The following is an 18,002-nucleotide window of genomic DNA, read 5'->3' as shown; positions in this document are numbered from 1 at the left end:
TATCGCCATGGCGGCAAACTTATGCGTAGCCAATCCGTCCGTTTCGGGATCGACCTGCCTCGATCCGGGTGAGCCGAACCCACATCCACTGTCGCCTGACCCAGCATGCGAGACACCCGTTGCGGTTTCCGTTCCCGATGGGACGTCAGGTTCCCACGGGAAAGGCGACAGGTGTCGTGATGACCTCCTCGGCCGCAACTTCCGGCTTGACCTCGCCGCCCAATGCCTCGCCGAGGACGGCATGGAGGTCCTCCACGATCTCCTGGGCGATTGCCTCGGGAGGGGAGCTCTGCTCGACGTATTCGATGGCCAATTGGCCATTGTCACGTGGGACGTTGCAGTAGTTCCACAGCTTGGCAACTAGCGAGCTGGTCTGCGCTGTCACATTGCCAGGGGAGGTCGAGGTGGTCTCATCGATGCTCCAGAGCAAATTCAAGCTTCATGCCAACCTCGTTTGCACCGCGCTCGTCGCGCTTGAAGAAGAACCGGCAAGGTTCACAGGGAAGACGGCCACCGGCCGCGCTCAGCAGGAAGAAGGCGAACGCAATCGGACCGACTACGCCGAGCCTGCCATCTCTGCCGAGTACAACCTCCGCCGCGACACCCGCGACAAGGGAGTCACCTCGCCAGACCTGCCGCCCGCACTGGGCGATGTCGACTTGCCCCAAACCGACGCCAACACCACACCGGAGGAAGGTCTAGAAGGTCCAGCCGCGTGACGCGTCATGCCTTAGCAAGAAAAAACCAGGCCAGACAATGTCTGACCTGGCCTTTCTCTGAGCCGCCTAAGGGAATCGAACCCTTGACCTACGCATTACGAGTGCGTCGCTCTGGCCAACTGAGCTAAGGCGGCAGGCTGCCGGGACAGCTTGGCATCCGCAGCGGGCACAAGTCTACACAGTTCTCGAGGGGCCCCTGACCAGGGTGCGGCCGGGGTCCGCCGACGTGCGGCCGGGGTCGGCCGGGGCCCTCGGGGGTCAGCAGCTCTTGCCGTCGACCGGGGGCGTGCCGTCGAGGAGGTAGCGGTTGACCGCCGCGTCGATGCAGTTGCTCCCGCGGGCGTACGCCGTGTGGCCGTCGCCGTTGTAGGTGAGCAGCACGCCGGAGTCGAGCTGGCCGGCGAGGGACTTGGCCCAGGCGTACGGCGTGGCCGGGTCACGGGTGGTGCCGACGACGAGGATGGGGTCGGCGCCGGTGGCCTCGATGCGGTGGGGCTTGCCGGTCGGCGGGACGGCCCAGTAGGCGCAGATCAGGCTGGACCACGCCAGGTTCTTGCCGAAGTGCGGGGACTCGGCGGTGAAGGCGGACACGGACTGCTCGGCGGCCTGCGGCCCGGACAGGGCCGGCGGCAGGTCGAGGCAGTTCACGGCGGCGTTGGCGTACATCAGGTTGTCGTAGTGCCCGCTGTCGCTGCGCTCGTAGTACGTGTCGGAGAGCGTGAGCAGGCCGCTCCCGTCGCCCTTGTTCGCCTTGGTGAGCGCGGACCGCAGGGTCGGCCACATCGACTCGTCGTACATCGCGGCGATCACGCCGGTCGTGCCCAGCGCCTCCGTCAGCTTGCGGGAGCTGCCGGTGCCGAGCGGCTTGCCGTCCAGCTGCTTGAAGAGGGCGTCGAGGCGGTGCCCGGCGTCGGCGGTGCTCTGGGTGCCGAGCGGGCAGTCGCGGTGGGTGATGCAGTCCGCGGCGAAGGCGTCGAAGGCGGTCTCGAAGCCCGAGGCCTGGCCGCGGCTCGCGTCGAGGGCGGAGATCGAGGGGTCGACGGCGCCGTCGAGGACGAGCCGCCCGACCTTGTCCGGGAAGAGCTCGGCGTAGGTGGCGCCCAGGAAGGTGCCGTAGGACTTGCCGACGTAGTTGAGCTTGCGGTCGCCGACGAGGGCGCGGAAGACGTCCATGTCGCGGGCGGACTCCACCGTGCTGACGTGCTTGAGCAGCTTGGCGGAGCGCTGCTCGCAGCCGTCGGCGAACTTCTTGTCGGCGGCGACCAGGGCGTTGACCTCCGCGCCGTCGTCCGGGGTGACGTCGGTCGCCGCGAAGGCGTCCATCTGGCTGTCGCTGAGGCACTCGACGGGCTCGCTGCGGGCCACGCCGCGCGGGTCGATGGCGGCCATGTCGTAGCGCGAGGTGACCGGCGACGGGTAGCCGAAGGCCGCGTACTGCAGGTAGTCGATGGCGGAGCCGCCGGGGCCGCCCGGGTTGACCAGCAGGGTGCCGAGTCGCTTGCCGCCGTCCTCGGCCCGCTTCCGGGAGACGGCGAGCTTGAGGTCGGTCGCTTCCGACGGGTGCGCGTAGTCGAGGGGGACCCGCATCGTGGCGCACTGCATGCCCGGCATGTCCTTGCAGTCGCCCCAGGACAGGCGCTGCTCGTAGTACGGCCGGAGGTTGCCGTAGGCGTCGGCGGCCGCGCCCGAGGGCGGCGGCCCGCCGAGCGAGCCCGCCGGGGACGACGCGGCGGCGCTGTGGGTGTTGCCACCGGTGGTGCACGCGGACAGCATCAGCCCGGCGACGGCGAGGACGGTGCCGGAGGTACGGAGCAGGCGCGGGGTGTGCATCGGAGCCTCGGTTCCCTCGTGGTGATGATCTGGAGCGTATCCGTACGACCGGTGGCGAACCGTCGTCCACAGTCCTCGTACGGGTGATTCCCGCCCGCGCCGTCAGGGACGGTCCGGGCCGTCGAGCTTCTCGGTCGCGTACCCGGCGACGAGGGCGAAGAGCCGCCGCCGCGGGCCGATGCCGTCCAGCACCCGGACCTCGGCGGACACGCCGCGCACCCGCCCGCGCAGGGCGAGCGCCGAGCGCCGCGCGTCCTCCTCTCCGGAGGGTACGGCGAGCAGCAGCGCGGGGCGCGGCATGTCACGCCCGGCGTAGCCGCCGCCGGCGTAGGAGTACGGCGGCGGGCCGGACCGGTCGATCCCCTCGTAGCCGCCCGAGACGCCGATCGCCGTCGCGAAGCCCCGGGGATCGGTCAGCTGCTGCCGTACGACGCAGGCCGCGTCCCCGTCGGCGCCCAGCAGCGCCCGCGCGGGACGGCCCGGCAGGACGCGGTAGAGCCGGGCGACCGCGTCCGGGACGGAGGCGGGGCCGGCGCCCGGACCGGCGTCGCAACTGGCGGGCAGCACCACCACGAAGGGGTCGGCGACGCCGCGCAGCGACTGGGCGGCGAAACCGGCGAACAGATCCGGGTCCGCGGGGTCGATGTGGGCCACGACCAGGGGGAAGTAGACGCCCGCCGAGTCCGGGTAGTCGTACTGCGGGGGCAGCCAGACCCGCGTGCCGTCGGACAACTCCTGGAGCGTACCCCCGGCCGGGTGACCGAGCGTGCGCGGCGGCACCAGCCCCGCGTCCACGGGGTCGGACGGCACCGGCCGGGGGCGAGGCCGCGGCGGTGACGACGGCCGGGACGGCGACGGCCCGGCGGCGGTGACCTGGCGGGGCGGCGAGAGCGACGGGGCCCCGGACCCGGGCGCCAAGCAGACCCCCAGCGTGATCGCCACCGCGGCGGCCAGGCCCGACCCGGCCCCGCGCAGCAGGGTGCCGGCGCGCTCCACGGGCAGTTCGTACGCGCGGCCCGCACGCTGCTCCCACCAGTGCCGCAGTGCCGAGCGGGCGAGCACCACCGCGACGGCCCCGGCCACAGTCAGCAGCGCGTACAGAACGACGACCTCGGCCACCTCGGGCACGTGCGGCACCACCTCGGGACGTCCCCGAGGGCGCTTCGGGCACGGGTGGGCACCCACGCCGGAGGCAGGGGGAAGCGCATCCCGTGCGCTGGGATCACCCCCGCGGGGACAGCGGCCGGGGGCACCGCACGCCAGCCTGCGGCAAGGCCGGGCGCACCGGGGAGCGGCGACGCGCGGGCACCGCAAACGATCACCCGTCCGCCGGATGATCAAGGGCGCGCGGGCGGCTCCGCGCGGCCCGTCCCGCGCGCCGGTGATCCCTCCCGTACGCCGGTGGTCAGCCCGCGCGCAGGGCCAGCGTCATCGCCTCGACGGCCAGCAGCGGCGCGACGTTCCGGTCCAGGGCCTCGCGGCAGGCGAGCACGGCCTCGATGCGACGCAGGGTGTTCTCCGGGCGCGACCCGGCCGCGATCCGCTCGACGGCGTCCCGCGCCTCGATGTTCGCGATCGCGACCGACGTGCCGACCTGCACGGCCAGCACGTCCCGGTAGAAGCCCGCCAGGTCGGTCAGGGCCAGGTCGAGCGTGTCGCGCTGGGTACGGGTGGACCGGCGCTTCTGCCGGTCCGCGAGCTCCTTCATCACGCCCGCCGTGCCGCGCGGCATACGGCTGCCCGCCCCGGCGGCCGCGCCGAGCGCCGCGCGCAGTTCCTCCGTCTCCTTGCCGTCCATCTCCTCGGAGACCTGCTTGGCGTCCTCCGTCGCCGCGTCCACCAGCTCCTGCGCGGCCTTGAGGCAGCCCCCGACGTCGTCCACGCGCAGCGGCAGCCGCAGCACGGCCGCGCGGCGGCTGCGGGCCGCCTCGTCGGTGGCGAGCCGGCGGGCCCGGTCGATGTGGCCCTGGGTGGCGCGCGCGGCGGCCTCGGCGATCACGGGGTCGATGCCGTCGCGCCGGACCAGCACGTCGGCCACGGCCTCCACGGGCGGGGTGCGCAGCACCAGGTGCCGGCAGCGCGAGCGGATCGTCGGCAGCACGTCCTCGATGGACGGCGCGCACAGCAGCCACACCGTCCGTGGCGCGGGCTCCTCCACGGCCTTCAGCAGCACGTTCCCGGCGCCCTCGGTGAGGCGGTCGGCGTCCTCCAGCACGATCACCTGCCAGCGGCCGGAGGCGGGCGAGAGCGAGGAACGACGGACGAGGTCGCGGGTGTCCTTGACGCCGATGGAGAGCAGGTCGGTGCGGACCAGCTCGACGTCGGCGTGCGTACCGACCAGGGTCGTGTGGCAGCCGTCGCAGAAGCCGCAGCCCGGCGCGCCGCCGAGCGCCCGGTCCGGGCTCACGCACTGCAGCGCGGCGGCGAAGGCGCGGGCGGCGGTGTCCCGGCCGGCGCCGGGCGGGCCCGTGAACAGCCAGGCGTGCGTCATCTTCGACGCGGTCGGCAGCGCGTTGCCGGCGGCTGCCGCCGTCACGAAGGCGTCGGCGTCCCGCGCGGCGGCGGCCAACTGCTCCGTCACCCGGTCCTGGCCGACCAGGTCGTCCCATACCGCCATCGCGTCCGCCCGTCCTGTGGTGCCCGCCGCCCTCTGCGTTTCCCGGCCCCACCATTGTCGGGCACGCCACCGACACGGGGCCCTGCGGGGCGGGCCGGTTGTCCGTGTACGGGTCGTTTGTGCTTGCGGGCGGGGTTCTTTCCCGCCCGCCGCGGGCGCAACGGACCCGCGCGCACTGAACCGGGCCGGACGCACGACCCCGGTTCGCGGCGTCAGCCGGAGACGCGGCGGTGGCGGCGCGGTGCGACGGGACGCCGCCGGAGCATGACGAGCGCCGCGATCGCGGCGATGCCCAGCGCGGCCAGCGCGGAGGCCACGCCGGCCGTGACGTCGGAGGGGCCGGTGGAGGTCGACGCGGACGTGAGCCCCGCGGCCGGCAGGCCCGTGCCCGGCCCGGCGGACGCCGCCGCGCTCACCGCGGGCACGGCCCCCGCGGACGGGGCCGCGGACGCGCCGCCCGGCGACGGCGTCGCCGTCCCGGCCGGGCAGGCCACGGTGAAGGGCTGCGGCTTCGCGTCGGAACCGGCCCACCGGAACCGGTAGGCGCCGTCGGCGAGCACGACGCGGTCGCTGCTCCCGGTGCCCGCGCTCCCGGTGACCAGCGTGCCGACGACCGCGTCCTCGCCCCGCGCGTACGAGACCGTCCAGTTGACCGGCTGGTCGGGGCCGAAGCCCTCGGCCCTGAAGTAGAAGGTGCACACCGTGGCGCCGGCTTCCCGCGTCCTGCCCAGTGCCTCGTCGTAGAGGCGGACCCCGGGCCGGTCGGCGGGCGCGCCGGAGGCGTTCGCGGCCAGGCCCAGGAGGGCCGCCGCGGCGGCAGCGGCGGCGAGGGCCGCCACCGTGGTACGGATGCGCATGCTCAAAGTGTCCCGGAGACCCGCGCGGAGGGCTGCGCCGGGGTCCATTTCCAGCCGCCGACATATGTGGAGCAACGGCGTCCATATCCCCCCGGGCAGCGCACACATGGGGCGCGCACGCCGCCGAATTGGCTTATGCACGGGGCAGTTGCGACAGCCGGTGCCGCCCGCCTACAGCGACAGCCGCTGCACCCCGCTCGCGACCGCGCGTTGTTCCGGCACCTCCGTGCCCGTCCAGCAGGAGCCGCGCCGCGCCAGCAGGCGGCGCAGCCAGACCTCCGTGGCGACCAGGTCGGTGAGGCCGTCGACGGGCACCGGTTCGCCCACCGCCGCCGCGCGCAGGGCGGCCCGTACGACGCGGGCCTCGACGAGCCCGGCGTCCGCGAGCAGCGGGGCCTCGAAGAGGTCGAGCAGGTCGTCGACGGCCGACCGCAGGCCCGCGCGGACGGCGACGGCGGTCGAGACGTGGGAGTTGGCGCCCCAGCCGGGCGGCAGTTCGCGGATGCCCGCGCCCGCCAGGACCGAGCGCAGGATCGTGGCGCGCGCACCGGGCTGGACGCGCAGCGTCTCGGGCAGCGCACGGCAGGCCCGCACCACCTGGTTGTCCAGGAAGGGCGCGTGGAGCCGCTGGCTGCGCACCTCGGCGGCCTGCTCGAAGACCCGGTGGTCGGCGGCGTGCCGGGCGAGCGCGGCGCGTGCCCGGCGCTCACCGGGGCGCTCCACCGTCGTGCCCGGCCGGGCCGCCGCCTCCTGCAGCCGAACCGATACTTCGGCCAGCGCCTCGCCGGTCAGCCAGCGCGCCGCCGGTCCCGGCCGGCACCAGGTGAGGGCCGCCAGGGACGCGGCCAGCGCGCCCCCGTGCTCCTCGAAGCGCCTGGCCAGCAGCCGTGCCGCGGCGTCCTCGACACCCTGCCGGTAGCCGGTGCGGGCCAGCCGCCGCGCCGCCCGGTACACGGTGAAGGGCACGAACACCGAACGCCCGGAGGGCCCGTCCGCACGCGCCAGGGCCGTGACAGGACGCAGCAGGCCGCGCCGCCGCCGGTCCATCAACAGGTCGGCCAGCCGCGCCGGATGGGCATCCAGCACCTGCCGTGCACCGTGCCCGACGAAGTGGTCGGCGCCGCCCGCCGCGAGGCGCCGCCGGTGCCGTTCCGCGGTGATGAGCGAGGGCCCCGGCTCGTCCGTGAGCGGCCCGCTCTCCAGGTCGGCGTACGGCAGGGACTCCGGCCCGCCCGGCACGACGACGTGGTGCAGCCGGGGGTCGGCGGCCATGCTGCGGGCGCGCTCCAGCTCCGCCTCGCGCGCCTGGACGCTGCCCGTGGCCAGGTCGTTGAAGGTCACCGCCAGCAGGCGCTGTCCCGCCGCGGAGCCGTGCCCGAGCGGGGTGCCCGGCATCCCCGGCAGCCCGGCGGCGAGCAGGGCGAGCGTGGAGGAGGCGCTGCCCCCGGACAGGTCGGCGCCGATGCCCGGCGCCGGGTCCTCCCCGGGGTCGGGTACGAAGCGGGGCTGCGCGAGCCGCGTCCGGACGGCGTCCACCAGCGCGTCCCGTATCCCGGCGATCGCCCGGTCCGGGTCGGCGGAGGCCGCCGGGGTGCCGGCGACGGCGAGGGAGGCTCTGGGCTCGTAGCCGCTGACCTCGGGCACCCCGTCGCGCATGATGAGCGCGTGCCCGGGCGGCACCCGGCGCACCCCGGCGTACGGGGTGCCCTCGCCCAGCGCCTCGGGGGAGTCGGGGCAGGCCAGCAGCGCCGCCAGGTAGGTCACGTCCAGGGCGGCCTCGGTGAGGTCGGCCAGCGGCAGCGCGGCCGTCCCGTACGCCGTGCCCCGCGCCCACTGGGTGTGGAACACCGGCCGGGCGCCCGCGAGATCGCCCAGCACCGTGATGCGGCGGCCGATCTGCAGGACGCACGTGTAGCTGCCGGCCCAGGCGGTCAGGTGGCGCAGCGCCCCGCCGCGCGCCGCGAACAGCCCGACCCGCAGGTCGGCGTCGGAGGCGGCGCAACGGCCCAGCACGGCCAGCCGTGCCACCGAGCCGTTCTCGGCGTGGACGATCCGCACCTCGTCGGGGCGCCAGTCGCCGACCATCCACAGCGGATCGGGGTCGCCCCACAGGAGCTGGGCGCCGACGGGCTGCAGGGTGCGGTCGGCGCGCACGCCGGGAACCTGTCCCACGGCAGCGCTACTCCACCCCACCAACCACCGCATCGCCGCCTCCACAGGTTGTGGACAACGTGGGCCACCGTGGCCGACCGGCCCCGCGGCAGGCCGAACTGCCGCCCCGTCCGAGGAACATGCTGCCACGGAGCGGCGCACAAAGAGGCGCATGAGGACATGGTTGAGCGCCGGACCGCGCGTCACGCGCGGTCCGGCGCGGGCCGGTTCGGCCCAACTCCCCCCTGATCAAGGTCACTTGGAACGGGCCACCGGATTTCAAACGTCATTTTCCGGTCAATGTCCGGGGAGCCCGCATTCGTCCGTTGTGCGACGTGTGGGGGTCGCGGTCCGGGAGGCGTGGCGCACCTCCCGGACCGGTCCGCCACCCGCGGGGATTGTGGTGGCGGAGCCCCCTGACCCGCCACTACCCCCCATAGCCGCACATGAGAGCCGCGGGCCAACCCACCCCACCATGGAACCCCTACCGCCCGAACCGGCACAGAGCGCGCGGATGGGCGCACAGCCGCATACGCCGGTAGCACGCGCCACAAGCAGGAGTCGCCAGGCCGCAATCAGGGCAGGAATCTCGCCATCCGGGACAACAGCTCTTAACGGGCGGGATACGGCGAACTACGCTGGGTTCACCCGAGAAGCGATGGTCCCGGCCGCTCGGGGTACGGCGCATGCCCGGTGACGGGCTGCGGCGGGCCCCGGCACGCCTCCACAAAAGGCGCCGGGCCAGCCGTTGTTGTGCGTCGAGAGGGTGTGACAGGCGTGGCAGGCGTACGCGGCCCTCGCGCTTACGGCGAGAGGTGGTAGTGGTCATGACCAAAGAACCCCGAGGGCCCAACGAGAAACTCGGCACCCTTCTCGCCCTGGCCGGCATCAGCAACGCGGGACTCGCCCGCAGGGTCAACGACCTCGGCGCCCAGCGCGGTCTGACCCTGCGGTACGACAAGACCTCCGTCGCCCGCTGGGTCACCAAGGGCATGGTGCCGCAGGGCGCCGCCCCGCACCTCATCGCGGCGGCCATCGGCAGCAAGCTCGGCCGCCCCGTGCCGCTGCACGAGATCGGCCTCGCCGACGCCGACCCCGCGCCCGAGGTGGGCCTCGCCTTCCCGCGCGACGTCGGGGAGGCCGTCAAGTCCGCCACCGACCTGTGGAAGCTCGACCCCGGCCGGCGCGGCCCGGGCGGCGGCGGCATCTGGCAGAGCCTCGCCGGCTCCTTCGCGGTCAGCGCCTACGTCACGCCCGCCTCCCGCTGGCTGATAACCCCGGCCGACGCCCGCGTCGCCCGCGAGGACCCCGCCCCGGGCACGCACCACGTCGGCCACTCCGACGTCGCCAAGCTCCGCGAGGCCGCCGAGGACGCCCGGCGCTGGGACTCCAAGTACGGCGGCGGCGACTGGCGTTCGGGGATGGTCCCCGAGTGCCTTCGGGTCGAGGCGGCCCCGCTGCTGCTCGGCTCGTACAGCGACGAGGTCGGCCGCTCATTGTTCGGGGCCACCGCCGAACTCACCCGCCTCGCCGGGTGGATGGCCTTCGACACCGGCCAGCAGGAGGCCGCCCAGCGGTACTACATCCAGGCCCTGCGGCTCGCCCGCGCCGCTGCCGACGTCCCCCTCGGCGGGTACGTCCTGGCATCGATGTCGCTGCAGGCCACCTACCGCGGCTTCGCCGACGAGGGCGTGGACCTCGCCCAGGCCGCCCTGGAGCGCAACCGGGGCCTCGCCACCGCGCGCACCATGTCCTTCTTCCACCTCGTCGAGGCCCGCGCCCACGCCAAGGCCGGCGAGAGCGCCGCCTGCGCCACGGCCCTGGCCGCCGCCGAGTCCTGGCTCGACCGCGCCCGCGACGGCGACGCCGACCCGCCCTGGCTCGGCTTCTACTCCTACGACCGGCTCGCCGCGGACGCCGCCGAGTGCTACCGCGACCTGCGCGTACCCGGGCAGGTGCGCCGCTTCACGGAGACGGCGCTCGCCCGGCCCACGGAGGAGTTCGTCCGGTCGCACGGGCTGCGGCTCGTCGTCTCGGCGGTCGCGGAGCTCGAGTCCGGCAACCTGGACGCGGCCTGCGCGGCGGGGGTCAAGGCGGTCGAGGTCGCCGGGCGGATCTCTTCGGCCCGGACGACGGAGTACGTCCGGGACCTCCTGCACCGGCTGGAGCCGTACGGCAACGAGCCGCGCGTCGCGGAGCTGCGCGAGCGGGCACGCCCCCTCCTGGCGGCCCCGGCGTAGCCCGTGGGGGCGGGCGGCGCGCCCTGCCGGTAATTTTCGGCTGCCGCGCCGTCTCGCGCCCTGCGGGCGCAAAGATGCCGGCTGCGGATGGGAGGGTGGGGGGCCTGCCTTGTGTGCAGTGTGCGGCCCGGTGGGCGGCTGGGGTTCAGGCGCCGGAGCGGGGCCGGTTGTTCGTCTGGTGCCGGTCTCGTTGCCGCTGTGCGCCCGAAGGGCGCGAGACGAACCCGCACCCACCCACCGGCCCCACAACCGCGCCGCCCGCAGGTTTGCAGACGGCCCGGACGGGCCAAGCCTTACGCGGGAGGTGACCACGCGCATGGACACCGCGGACGTCGTCGTCATCGGCGCCGGCATCGTCGGCCTCGCGACCGCGTACGCGATCACCCGTACCTCCCCCGGCACGTCCGTCCTGGTCCTGGACAAGGAGGACGGCCCCGCGCAGCACCAGACCGGCCACAACAGCGGCGTGATCCACAGCGGCATCTACTACCGCCCCGGCTCCCTCAAGGCGCGGTACGCGACGCAGGGCGCCGCCGAGATGGTGAAGTTCTGCGCCGGCAACGACATCCCGCACGACGTGACGGGCAAGCTGATCGTCGCCACGGAGCGGGACGAGCTGCCCCGGCTGCACGCCCTCGTCCAGCGGGGGCGGCAGAACGACATCCCCGTACGGGAGCTCGGCCCGGCCCAGATCACCGAGCGCGAGCCGCACGTACGCGGCCTGGCGGCGATCCACGTCGGCACGACCGGGGTCTGCGACTTCACCGCGGTCGCCGCCGCCATGGCCCGCCACGTCACCGAGGGCGGCCGCGGCGAGGCCCGCATCGCCTACGGCACGGAGGTCCGGGCCCTCCACCGCGACGGGCGGACCGTGGTCGTCGAGCCCCACGACGGTCCGCCGGTGCGGGCCGGGGCGCTGGTGAACTGCGCGGGCCTGTACTGCGACCGCGTCGCCCGCATGACCGGTGCCGCGGACCCGGACGTCGCGGGCGTGCGCATCGTGCCGTTCCGCGGCGAGTACCACCAGCTGCGTCCCGCCCGCGCCGGCCTCGTCCGCGGCCTGGTCTACCCCGTCCCCGACCCCGCGTTCCCCTTCCTCGGCGTCCACCTGACCCGCGGCGTCGACGGCTCCGTACACGTCGGCCCGAACGCCGTCCCGGCGCTCGCCCGCGAGGGCTACCGGCGGCGCACCCTCCGCCCGCTCGACCTCGTCGAGACGGCCGCGTTCCCCGGCACCTGGCGGATCGCCCGACGTCACTGGCGGTACGAGGCCGGGGAGATCCACCGGTCGCTGTCGAAGCGGGCCTTCGTGGAGTCCGTGCGCCGGCTGCTGCCCGAGGTGACCGCCGACGACCTGGTGCCCGCGGCGGCCGGGGTGCGGGCGCAGGCCGTGCTGCGCGACGGGACGCTCGTCGACGACTTCCTCATCGCGGGCGACGGGCCCTTCGTCCACGTGCTGAACGCGCCCTCGCCCGCCGCGACGGCCTCGCTGCCGATCGGCCGGGAGGTCGCCCGCAGGGCACTGGCGGTGCTGGGGCGTACGTAAAATCGACGCATCATGTCGAAGCCCCGCACCCCCCACTTCCCCGGCGGCCCCGCCTCCCACCCGCATCCGAACGCGCACACCGAGCAGCGCATCCGCACCTTCCACCCGCGTCGCGGCCGGGTCACCCACGGCCAGCGGGCCGCGCTGGAACGGCGCTGGGCGGACTGGGGCGTCGACATCGACGGCACGCCGCTCGACCTGGACAAGCTGTTCGCCGACGCCGGCCTCGCCCCGGACCGCCCGGTGGTCCTGGAGATCGGCTTCGGCATGGGCGACGCCACCGCCGCGATGGCCGCCGCCGACCCCGGCACCGGCATCCTCGCCGCGGACGTGCACACCCCCGGCCAGGGCAACCTCGTCCACCTCGCCGAGCGCGAGGGCCTGCGCAACGTCCGGGTCGCCAACGGCGACGCCGTCGTCCTGCTGCGCGACATGCTGGCCCCGGGCTCGCTGGCCGGCCTGCGGGTCTACTTCCCCGACCCCTGGCCCAAGGCCCGGCACCACAAGCGCCGCATGATCCAGCCGGAGTTCCTGGCCCTGGCCGTGTCCCGGCTGCGGCCCGGCGCGACCGTGCACTGCGCGACCGACTGGGAGCCGTACGCCGAGCAGATGCTGGAGGTGCTGACGGCCGAGCCCGGCCTGTCGAACGCCTACGCCACGACCAGCGGCTACGCCGAGCCACGCCCCGCGTTCCGCCCGATGACCAAGTTCGAGCGCCAGGGGATCGCGAAGGGCCACGTCGTCCACGACCTGGTCTTCGAGCGCGGGTGAACGTCCGGCCGTGCGGTAATCGGCAACACCATCGCGCCGCGCGGTCACCGCCCCGTAAGGTCATCGGGTGTCCTCGTACTCGCATTCGCCCGACTCGCCCCTGCCGGGCCCGGCAGCACAACCCGCCGTACCCGAGTATCCGGAACACCAGCAGCAACCCCCGTTCGCGCTGCCCGCGCCCGGGCAGTGGCGCTACAAGCCGCGCCGGCACTTCTGGGAGAACCGGACGTTCCGGCTGGTGGCGCTCTTCTCCGTACTGGCGCTGTGCGGGGTGATCATCCTGGCGCTGGTGCGCCGGCAGACCGGCACCGAGGGCTTCCTCGTCGGGCTGCTCCTCGCGGTCCTGCCGGTCCCCATCCTCGGCGGCGCCTTCCTGTGGCTGGACCGGGTGGAGCCGACCCCGCTGCGCGACGCGGTCTTCGCCTTCGCCTGGGGCGCGTGCGCCGCCACGCTGGTCGCCATCCTCGCCAACGAGTACGCGACCGAACTGCTCGCGACGACCTTCACCGCCAGCGACTCGCAGAGCGACATCTGGGGCGCCACCTTCGTCGCCCCCGTCGTGGAGGAGAGCGCCAAGGGCGCCGCCGTCCTGCTGCTCTTCCTCTTCCGCCGCCGCGACTTCACCGGGCTCGTCGACGGCGTCGTCATAGCCGGGCTGACCGCCACCGGCTTCGCGTTCACCGAGAACATCCTCTACCTGGGCTCCGGCTTCGCCGAGGACCAGGCGTACGGGACCGACGGCGGCATCGGCACCACCGCGGCCATGTTCGTCGTGCGGATCGTGATGACGCCCTTCGCGCACCCGCTGTTCACCTCGCTCACCGGCATCGGCTTCGCCATCGCCGCCACCTCCCGCCCCGGCCAGGCCCGCCGCTGGCTGGCCCCGCTGGGCGGCTGGCTGCTCGCGATGGTGCTGCACGGCACCTGGAACGGCTCCGCCTCGTTCAGCCCGCTCGGCTTCCTCGCCGTCTACGCGACGGTGATGATCCCCCTCTTCGGCCTGCTGGTCTGGCTCGCGATCTGGTCCCGCTCGAACGAGCTGAGGACGATCCGCACCCAGCTGCCGCTGTACGCCATGGCCGGCTGGCTGAGCCTGCCCGAGCCCGCCGCCATCGGCTCCATGCGGGGCCGCGGCCTCGCCCGCTCCGCCGCCCGCCACGCGCAGGGCAAGCAGGCCGCCCGTACCGTCCGCGAGTACGTGTCCTTCGCGACCTCGCTCGCCTTCCTGCGCGCCCGCGCCGACCGCGGGGCCGCCGGCACGGACTTCCAGGCCCGGGAGCAGGAGCTGCTGCACCACCTGTGGGAGCGCAAGGCCGTCGCGCAGCCCGCGCTCACCCATGCGGCCCACGCCCTCCGGCCCGCGTTCCCGCCCGTGTACCCGTGGGCGGCGCCCGGTGCGCCGTACGGTCCGTACCCGCAGGTCCAGCCGTACGGGCAGCCCTGGCCGCAGCCCCAAGCGCCGCATGCGCCCCAGGCGTGGCCGCAGCCCCAACCCTGGCCCCAGGCCCAGCCGTGGCCCCAGCAGCAGCCGGGGGCGTACCCGCAGCGGTGGGGCCCGCGACAACCGCAGGTGCCGCCGCAGCAGGGGTGGTACCCGCAGGCCGCCCCGTACCAGGACCCCCCGGGCGGCCGTCACCGCTGAGTCCGCTTGCCGGGCCCCACGGCCGGGGTTGCAATGACCGAGTGAGCCCGCTGACACGAGGTACGAGCCGTCGCGACGGCCGTCCGTCCGGCCGCACGAGCTGGACGCGCACGGCCGTCGTCCTCATACCGGTCCTCGCCGTCTCCACCGCCGTGGCGGTCGGCGCGGGCGCCGGCGTGGTGCCCGTCTCCCTGGCGCTCTCACCGGCCACGACCGCCCTGTCCGGCCAGAGCATCCAGATCGCCGCCGACCGCCTGACCGGCACCGGCTTCACCCAGTACGTGACCATCGACCACACTGCCAGGGGCGACATCCCGCAGGCGGTCTCCGCCATCAGCTCCGCCGAGCTGCACAACCTGTGCCAGTCCGTGGTCGGCTCCGTCCCCGGCTTCGGCCAGGTCACCCTGCTGATCAAGGCGGGTGGCGGCGACCGGCCCGTCCACGCCGAGCAGCTGATCGTCGACTCCGACGACCTGATGGGCGACGCCGAGTTCCACGACATCCGGATCGGCGTGGACGCCTCGCAGACGGACGCCGAGGGCCGGGCCAAGGGCCCGGCCGGCGCCCCCGGGCAGCAGGCCGAGAGCGTCACCATCGACCACCTGCGGCAGACCACCAGGTCCGTCAGCGCGGCCACGTTCCGGCTGAACGGCCTGCACATGACGGTCGAGAAGGGCGCCCACCCCTGCTTCTGACCCGAATGGGCGAGTGCGTACGACCATCGGGGTGATTACGGACCGCCACCGAGCGACCGATCAGACTGTCCCACGGTTGACGGGACGTGCTGACCACCGAGCCCACCGGGTCCCGGCCCGCCGTGTCCCAGGCCGCCGTCGCCGCCTCCGGCCGCACCAGCTGGAAGCGGCTCGCCCTCGTCATGGTGCCGACCGTCGCGGCCGCGGGCGCCGTCGTCGCGAGCCTGGCCAGTGGCGCGCTCGCCGCGTCCTTCGGCGTCTCGGCCAACTCCTTCACCGTCGCCGGCGAGAGCTTCCAGATCTCCTCCTCCCTCCTGGAGGGCGACGGCTTCGTGCAGTTCGGCGTCCTCGACCGGGGCCGTGACGCGGTCTACCCGGAGGCGCTGTCCGCCATCCGCCGGGCCACCCTGCACGACCTGTGCCAGTCCGTCGTCCAGCCGGTGCCGGTGATCGGCCCGGTCACGCTGCGGCTGACCGCGGACCCGGCGAGCGCCGACCGCCTCATCGCGGACGCCCACGACATCAAGGGCGACGCCGTCTTCAAGAACATCCACATCGGCCAGGACGCCTCGACGGTGGATCAGGTCCCCGGCGTCCAGGGTCCGCCCGGGGCCTTCGCCCAGCAGGCCACGAGCATCCGCGTGCGCGACCTGCGGCAGACGAACAGGTCGGTCAGCGCGGCCACCTTCCGGCTGCCGGACCTGCACGTGCAGGTGCTGCGCGGCGACCACTCCTGCTTCTAGGACGGGCCACCGTGACCCGCATGCTGATCCGCACCGGAGCCCTCCGGTCCCGCTTCCGCGCCTGGCGCCGCAGCCGTCCCTTCTGGGCAGGCGTGTGGACCCTGCTCGCCGGGGTGGAGATCCTCTCCATCCCGCTCGCCCCGCTCTCGCTCCTGATCCACGAGGGCATCGCCGGCGTCTCCGGCCTGCTCATGGGCGTCTTCCTGGTCGTCCTGGGCCTCACCCTGTGGCTCGCCCCGCACCACCGCGCCTTCGCCGGCATCGCGACCCTGGTCTTCTCCGTCGCCTCGCTCGTGCTGTCCAACTTCGGCGGGTTCCTGATCGGCTTCATGCTGGGCGTCATCGGCGGGGCGATGGCCGTCAGCTGGGTGCCGGACGGGGACGGCGACGGGGGCCGCGGCAGGCGCTCCCGGCCGGTGCCCGACTGGGGCGGCGGCGGGCGCGGCAACACCTCGGGGCCGGGGACGGCCGCCCCCCAGGCCGGTACGCCGGCGGGCACCCCGGCCCCGCCGCCGGCGGCCCCCGCAGGCGGTACGGAACCGGCGCCGCCCACCGCCGCGGGTTCCGACGGGGACGCCGTGAGCACCCGTACGGCGACGGTCCCGCCGGCCGTGCGCCCGGCCGTACGCCCCTCGGTCCGCCCCGCCGCGCGCAACCGGGCCGTACGGCTGCGGGCCATCGGCGCCCTCCCGGTCGGCGGGGCGCTGCTCGCCGGCGGACTGCACCCAATGGCGCCGATGGCCGTGGCCCACGACGCCGGTGCCTCCAAGGGCGACGGCACCGCCACGTCCGCCGAGGGCTACCGCAGCGCGGGCGAGGCCGTGTGCGACGTACTGGACGGCCTCTACCACTCCCGCAACCCCACCGTGCACGGCACGGGCTCGGGCTCCGGCTCCGGGTCCGGCTCCGGCTCCGGCTCGGCCACCGGCAAGGCCAGGAACCGGGGCGCGGGCGGCCTCCACGTCGGCGTCGAGGCGCAGGCGCCGCTCCCCGTCCGCGGCTCGCTCGACGTCACGCCGGGCGGCACCCCCAAGGGCGCCGGCCCGAGCCCCGTACCGTCCCAGCGCGCGGCACCCCAGCAGCCCTCGGGCGGACTGCTCGGCGCGGTGGGCGACCTGCTGGGGCTGCGGGGCAAGCACCCGTCGGCGCAGGCCCCCGCGCCGGGACGGACGGGCGCCGGCCCGTACGCGCCGCCCGCCCCCCGCGACGGCGCGTCCCACCGCCGTACACGGACCGAGGTGCCCGCGCCGTCCACCGGTCTGTTGTCCGGCAACAAGGTCAGCCCCGACTCGCTGCTGGACCTGATCGTCCCGCGCCGCCCCTCGGACGGCGGCATGGACGAACCGCTCTCCCTGCTCCCCGCCCGCATCCGCCTGGGCACCCCCGACTCGCCCTGGTGCCTGCCGAAGGTCTCCCTGGACCTGTCGATCGGCGCGGGCCGCTACCGCGACCGCGTGATCACCGCCGAGCAGCCGTTCCGCGTGCGCACGCCGCTGCTGGTGCTGACGGGGCTGACGTACCGGGGCATCACCGCCGTCCCCACGCGCGCCGGCGCCGAACGCGTCCTGGTCTTCACCGCCTGGCGCGCCGACATCGCGAGCCTGCGCCAGACCGCGGCGCTGCTCTCCCCCGCCTGCGCCCGCCGCCGCGGCCGCGACTGGACGCCGCCCTTCCACGGCCTGCCCGGGACCGGGCTGCCGCTGCTGGACATGGGGTTGCCCGGCGTCGGCCACGTCTCCCCCGAGCCGCCGCCGTGGGCCCCGTGCCAAGGCGAATTCGAGTCGGACGCGAGGCCCTGGAGCACCACGACCGCCACCGGGCGGCCGGTCGTCCTGCTCACCCGCGTCCTGAGCGGCAACCTCCTCGGCCTGCTCCCGGTCACCTTCACCCCGGACATGCCGCCCCCGCTGCCGCCGGGGCTGACGATCCCCATCCCGGTCTTCTTCACGCAGGTCGTGGCGTACAACCACCTCCTGACCGCGGACCGGCTGACGATCCCCGGTCTGCACCAGCAGGTGCGGGCGTCACTCCGCTGACTGGCACACGACGGCGCTGGCCAGCAGCACGGCGGTCAGAGCGGTGACAACGAGGGCCCTACGGACAACGGACATGGCACACCTCAGTGCAGCGGTGGACTGGTTCGAGCAGGCCATAACCTACCGTCACCAGACGACGACTCGTCGTCACGCCG

At 74.7% G+C, this 18,002-nt stretch carries 14 protein-coding genes and 1 tRNA gene; 8 read left to right on the top strand and 7 right to left on the bottom strand.

The genetic code is table 11. The features are described 5' to 3' along the window. Positions 1–145: 145 nt before the first annotated feature. Positions 146–313, bottom strand: coding sequence for a hypothetical protein (locus tag ACFZAU_RS11630; protein WP_500551977.1), 168 nt, complete (start codon positions 311–313; stop codon positions 146–148). A gap of 103 nt (positions 314–416) precedes the next feature. Between ACFZAU_RS11630 and ACFZAU_RS11625 the strand changes: the two genes are divergently transcribed. After that, on the top strand, positions 417–719 hold the full coding sequence (locus tag ACFZAU_RS11625; RefSeq protein WP_500551976.1) for a hypothetical protein: 303 nt from the start codon (positions 417–419) through the stop codon (positions 717–719). Positions 720–779: 60 nt separating this feature from the next. Here ACFZAU_RS11625 and ACFZAU_RS11620 read toward each other — a convergent pair. The 6 genes from ACFZAU_RS11620 to ACFZAU_RS11595 form a co-directional block, all read right to left on the bottom strand. Then, positions 780–853 (bottom strand) — tRNA-Thr (locus ACFZAU_RS11620). A 124-nt stretch (positions 854–977) separates the two neighbouring features. After that, on the bottom strand, positions 978–2,549 hold the full coding sequence (locus tag ACFZAU_RS11615) for an alpha/beta hydrolase (RefSeq protein WP_499599689.1): 1,572 nt from the start codon (positions 2,547–2,549) through the stop codon (positions 978–980). Positions 2,550–2,651: 102 nt separating this feature from the next. Beyond that, positions 2,652–3,677: an alpha/beta hydrolase gene (locus ACFZAU_RS11610; protein ID WP_500551975.1), complete on the bottom strand. Its 1,026-nt coding sequence runs from the start codon at positions 3,675–3,677 to the stop codon at positions 2,652–2,654. A gap of 277 nt (positions 3,678–3,954) precedes the next feature. Then, positions 3,955–5,166, bottom strand: a complete 1,212-nt coding sequence (locus tag ACFZAU_RS11605; protein ID WP_499599687.1) for a DNA polymerase III subunit delta' — start codon at positions 5,164–5,166, stop codon at positions 3,955–3,957. A 212-nt stretch (positions 5,167–5,378) separates the two neighbouring features. After that, entirely contained in the window at positions 5,379–6,023 is a 645-nt protein-coding gene (locus ACFZAU_RS11600; RefSeq protein WP_500551974.1) for a hypothetical protein, read from the bottom strand. A 171-nt stretch (positions 6,024–6,194) separates the two neighbouring features. Next, positions 6,195–8,228 carry an asparagine synthase-related protein gene (locus ACFZAU_RS11595; protein ID WP_500551973.1) on the bottom strand — a complete coding sequence of 678 codons (2,034 nt, stop codon included), beginning with the start codon at positions 8,226–8,228 and terminating at the stop codon, positions 6,195–6,197. Positions 8,229–9,001: 773 nt separating this feature from the next. Here ACFZAU_RS11595 and ACFZAU_RS11590 point away from each other — a divergent pair. The 7 genes from ACFZAU_RS11590 to ACFZAU_RS11560 all read left to right on the top strand — a co-directional run bounded on the left by ACFZAU_RS11590 (position 9,002) and on the right by ACFZAU_RS11560 (position 17,847). Beyond that, the gene (locus ACFZAU_RS11590) at positions 9,002–10,414 is read left to right on the top strand and encodes an NsdA family TPR-like regulatory protein (RefSeq protein ID WP_018558441.1); all 1,413 of its coding nucleotides are present in this window, start codon (positions 9,002–9,004) and stop codon (positions 10,412–10,414) included. Between the two features lie 316 nt (positions 10,415–10,730). After that, on the top strand, positions 10,731–11,960 hold the full coding sequence (lhgD, locus tag ACFZAU_RS11585) for an L-2-hydroxyglutarate dehydrogenase (RefSeq protein WP_500551972.1): 1,230 nt from the start codon (positions 10,731–10,733) through the stop codon (positions 11,958–11,960). Positions 11,961–11,972: 12 nt separating this feature from the next. Further along, positions 11,973–12,731, top strand: a complete 759-nt coding sequence (gene trmB / locus ACFZAU_RS11580; protein WP_499599681.1) for a tRNA (guanosine(46)-N7)-methyltransferase TrmB — start codon at positions 11,973–11,975, stop codon at positions 12,729–12,731. Between the two features lie 67 nt (positions 12,732–12,798). Beyond that, complete coding sequence (locus ACFZAU_RS11575; protein WP_500551971.1) at positions 12,799–14,373, top strand: PrsW family intramembrane metalloprotease; 1,575 nt, start codon at positions 12,799–12,801, stop codon at positions 14,371–14,373. Between the two features lie 41 nt (positions 14,374–14,414). Next, positions 14,415–15,068, top strand: coding sequence for a DUF6230 family protein (locus ACFZAU_RS11570; protein ID WP_500551970.1), 654 nt, complete (start codon positions 14,415–14,417; stop codon positions 15,066–15,068). 86 nt (positions 15,069–15,154) lie between these two features. Further along, positions 15,155–15,811: a DUF6230 family protein gene (locus ACFZAU_RS11565; RefSeq protein ID WP_500551969.1), complete on the top strand. Its 657-nt coding sequence runs from the start codon at positions 15,155–15,157 to the stop codon at positions 15,809–15,811. A gap of 20 nt (positions 15,812–15,831) precedes the next feature. After that, positions 15,832–17,847 carry a DUF6114 domain-containing protein gene (locus tag ACFZAU_RS11560; RefSeq protein ID WP_500551968.1) on the top strand — a complete coding sequence of 672 codons (2,016 nt, stop codon included), beginning with the start codon at positions 15,832–15,834 and terminating at the stop codon, positions 17,845–17,847. The last annotated feature ends 155 nt before the right edge of the window (positions 17,848–18,002 follow it).

Origin of the sequence: Streptomyces sp. NPDC008238, from assembly GCF_042956445.1 — a bacterium.
Lineage (GTDB): Bacteria > Actinomycetota > Actinomycetes > Streptomycetales > Streptomycetaceae > Actinacidiphila.
This window is presented reverse-complemented; position numbering and strand designations above follow the sequence as displayed.

Excerpts from the sequence above, each read along its gene's own strand:
- ACFZAU_RS11625 (WP_500551976.1), top strand. The coding sequence starts at position 417 with ATGCTCCAGAGCAAATTCAAGCTTCATGCCAACCTCGTTTGCACCGCG.
- ACFZAU_RS11615 (WP_499599689.1), bottom strand. The coding sequence starts at position 2,549 with ATGCACACCCCGCGCCTGCTCCGTACCTCCGGCACCGTCCTCGCCGTC.
- ACFZAU_RS11605 (WP_499599687.1), bottom strand. The coding sequence starts at position 5,166 with ATGGCGGTATGGGACGACCTGGTCGGCCAGGACCGGGTGACGGAGCAG.
- ACFZAU_RS11600 (WP_500551974.1), bottom strand. The coding sequence starts at position 6,023 with ATGCGCATCCGTACCACGGTGGCGGCCCTCGCCGCCGCTGCCGCCGCG.
- ACFZAU_RS11595 (WP_500551973.1), bottom strand. The coding sequence starts at position 8,228 with ATGCGGTGGTTGGTGGGGTGGAGTAGCGCTGCCGTGGGACAGGTTCCC.
- ACFZAU_RS11590 (WP_018558441.1), top strand. The coding sequence starts at position 9,002 with ATGACCAAAGAACCCCGAGGGCCCAACGAGAAACTCGGCACCCTTCTC.
- lhgD (WP_500551972.1), top strand. The coding sequence starts at position 10,731 with ATGGACACCGCGGACGTCGTCGTCATCGGCGCCGGCATCGTCGGCCTC.
- trmB (WP_499599681.1), top strand. The coding sequence starts at position 11,973 with ATGTCGAAGCCCCGCACCCCCCACTTCCCCGGCGGCCCCGCCTCCCAC.
- ACFZAU_RS11560 (WP_500551968.1), top strand. The coding sequence starts at position 15,832 with ATGCTGATCCGCACCGGAGCCCTCCGGTCCCGCTTCCGCGCCTGGCGC.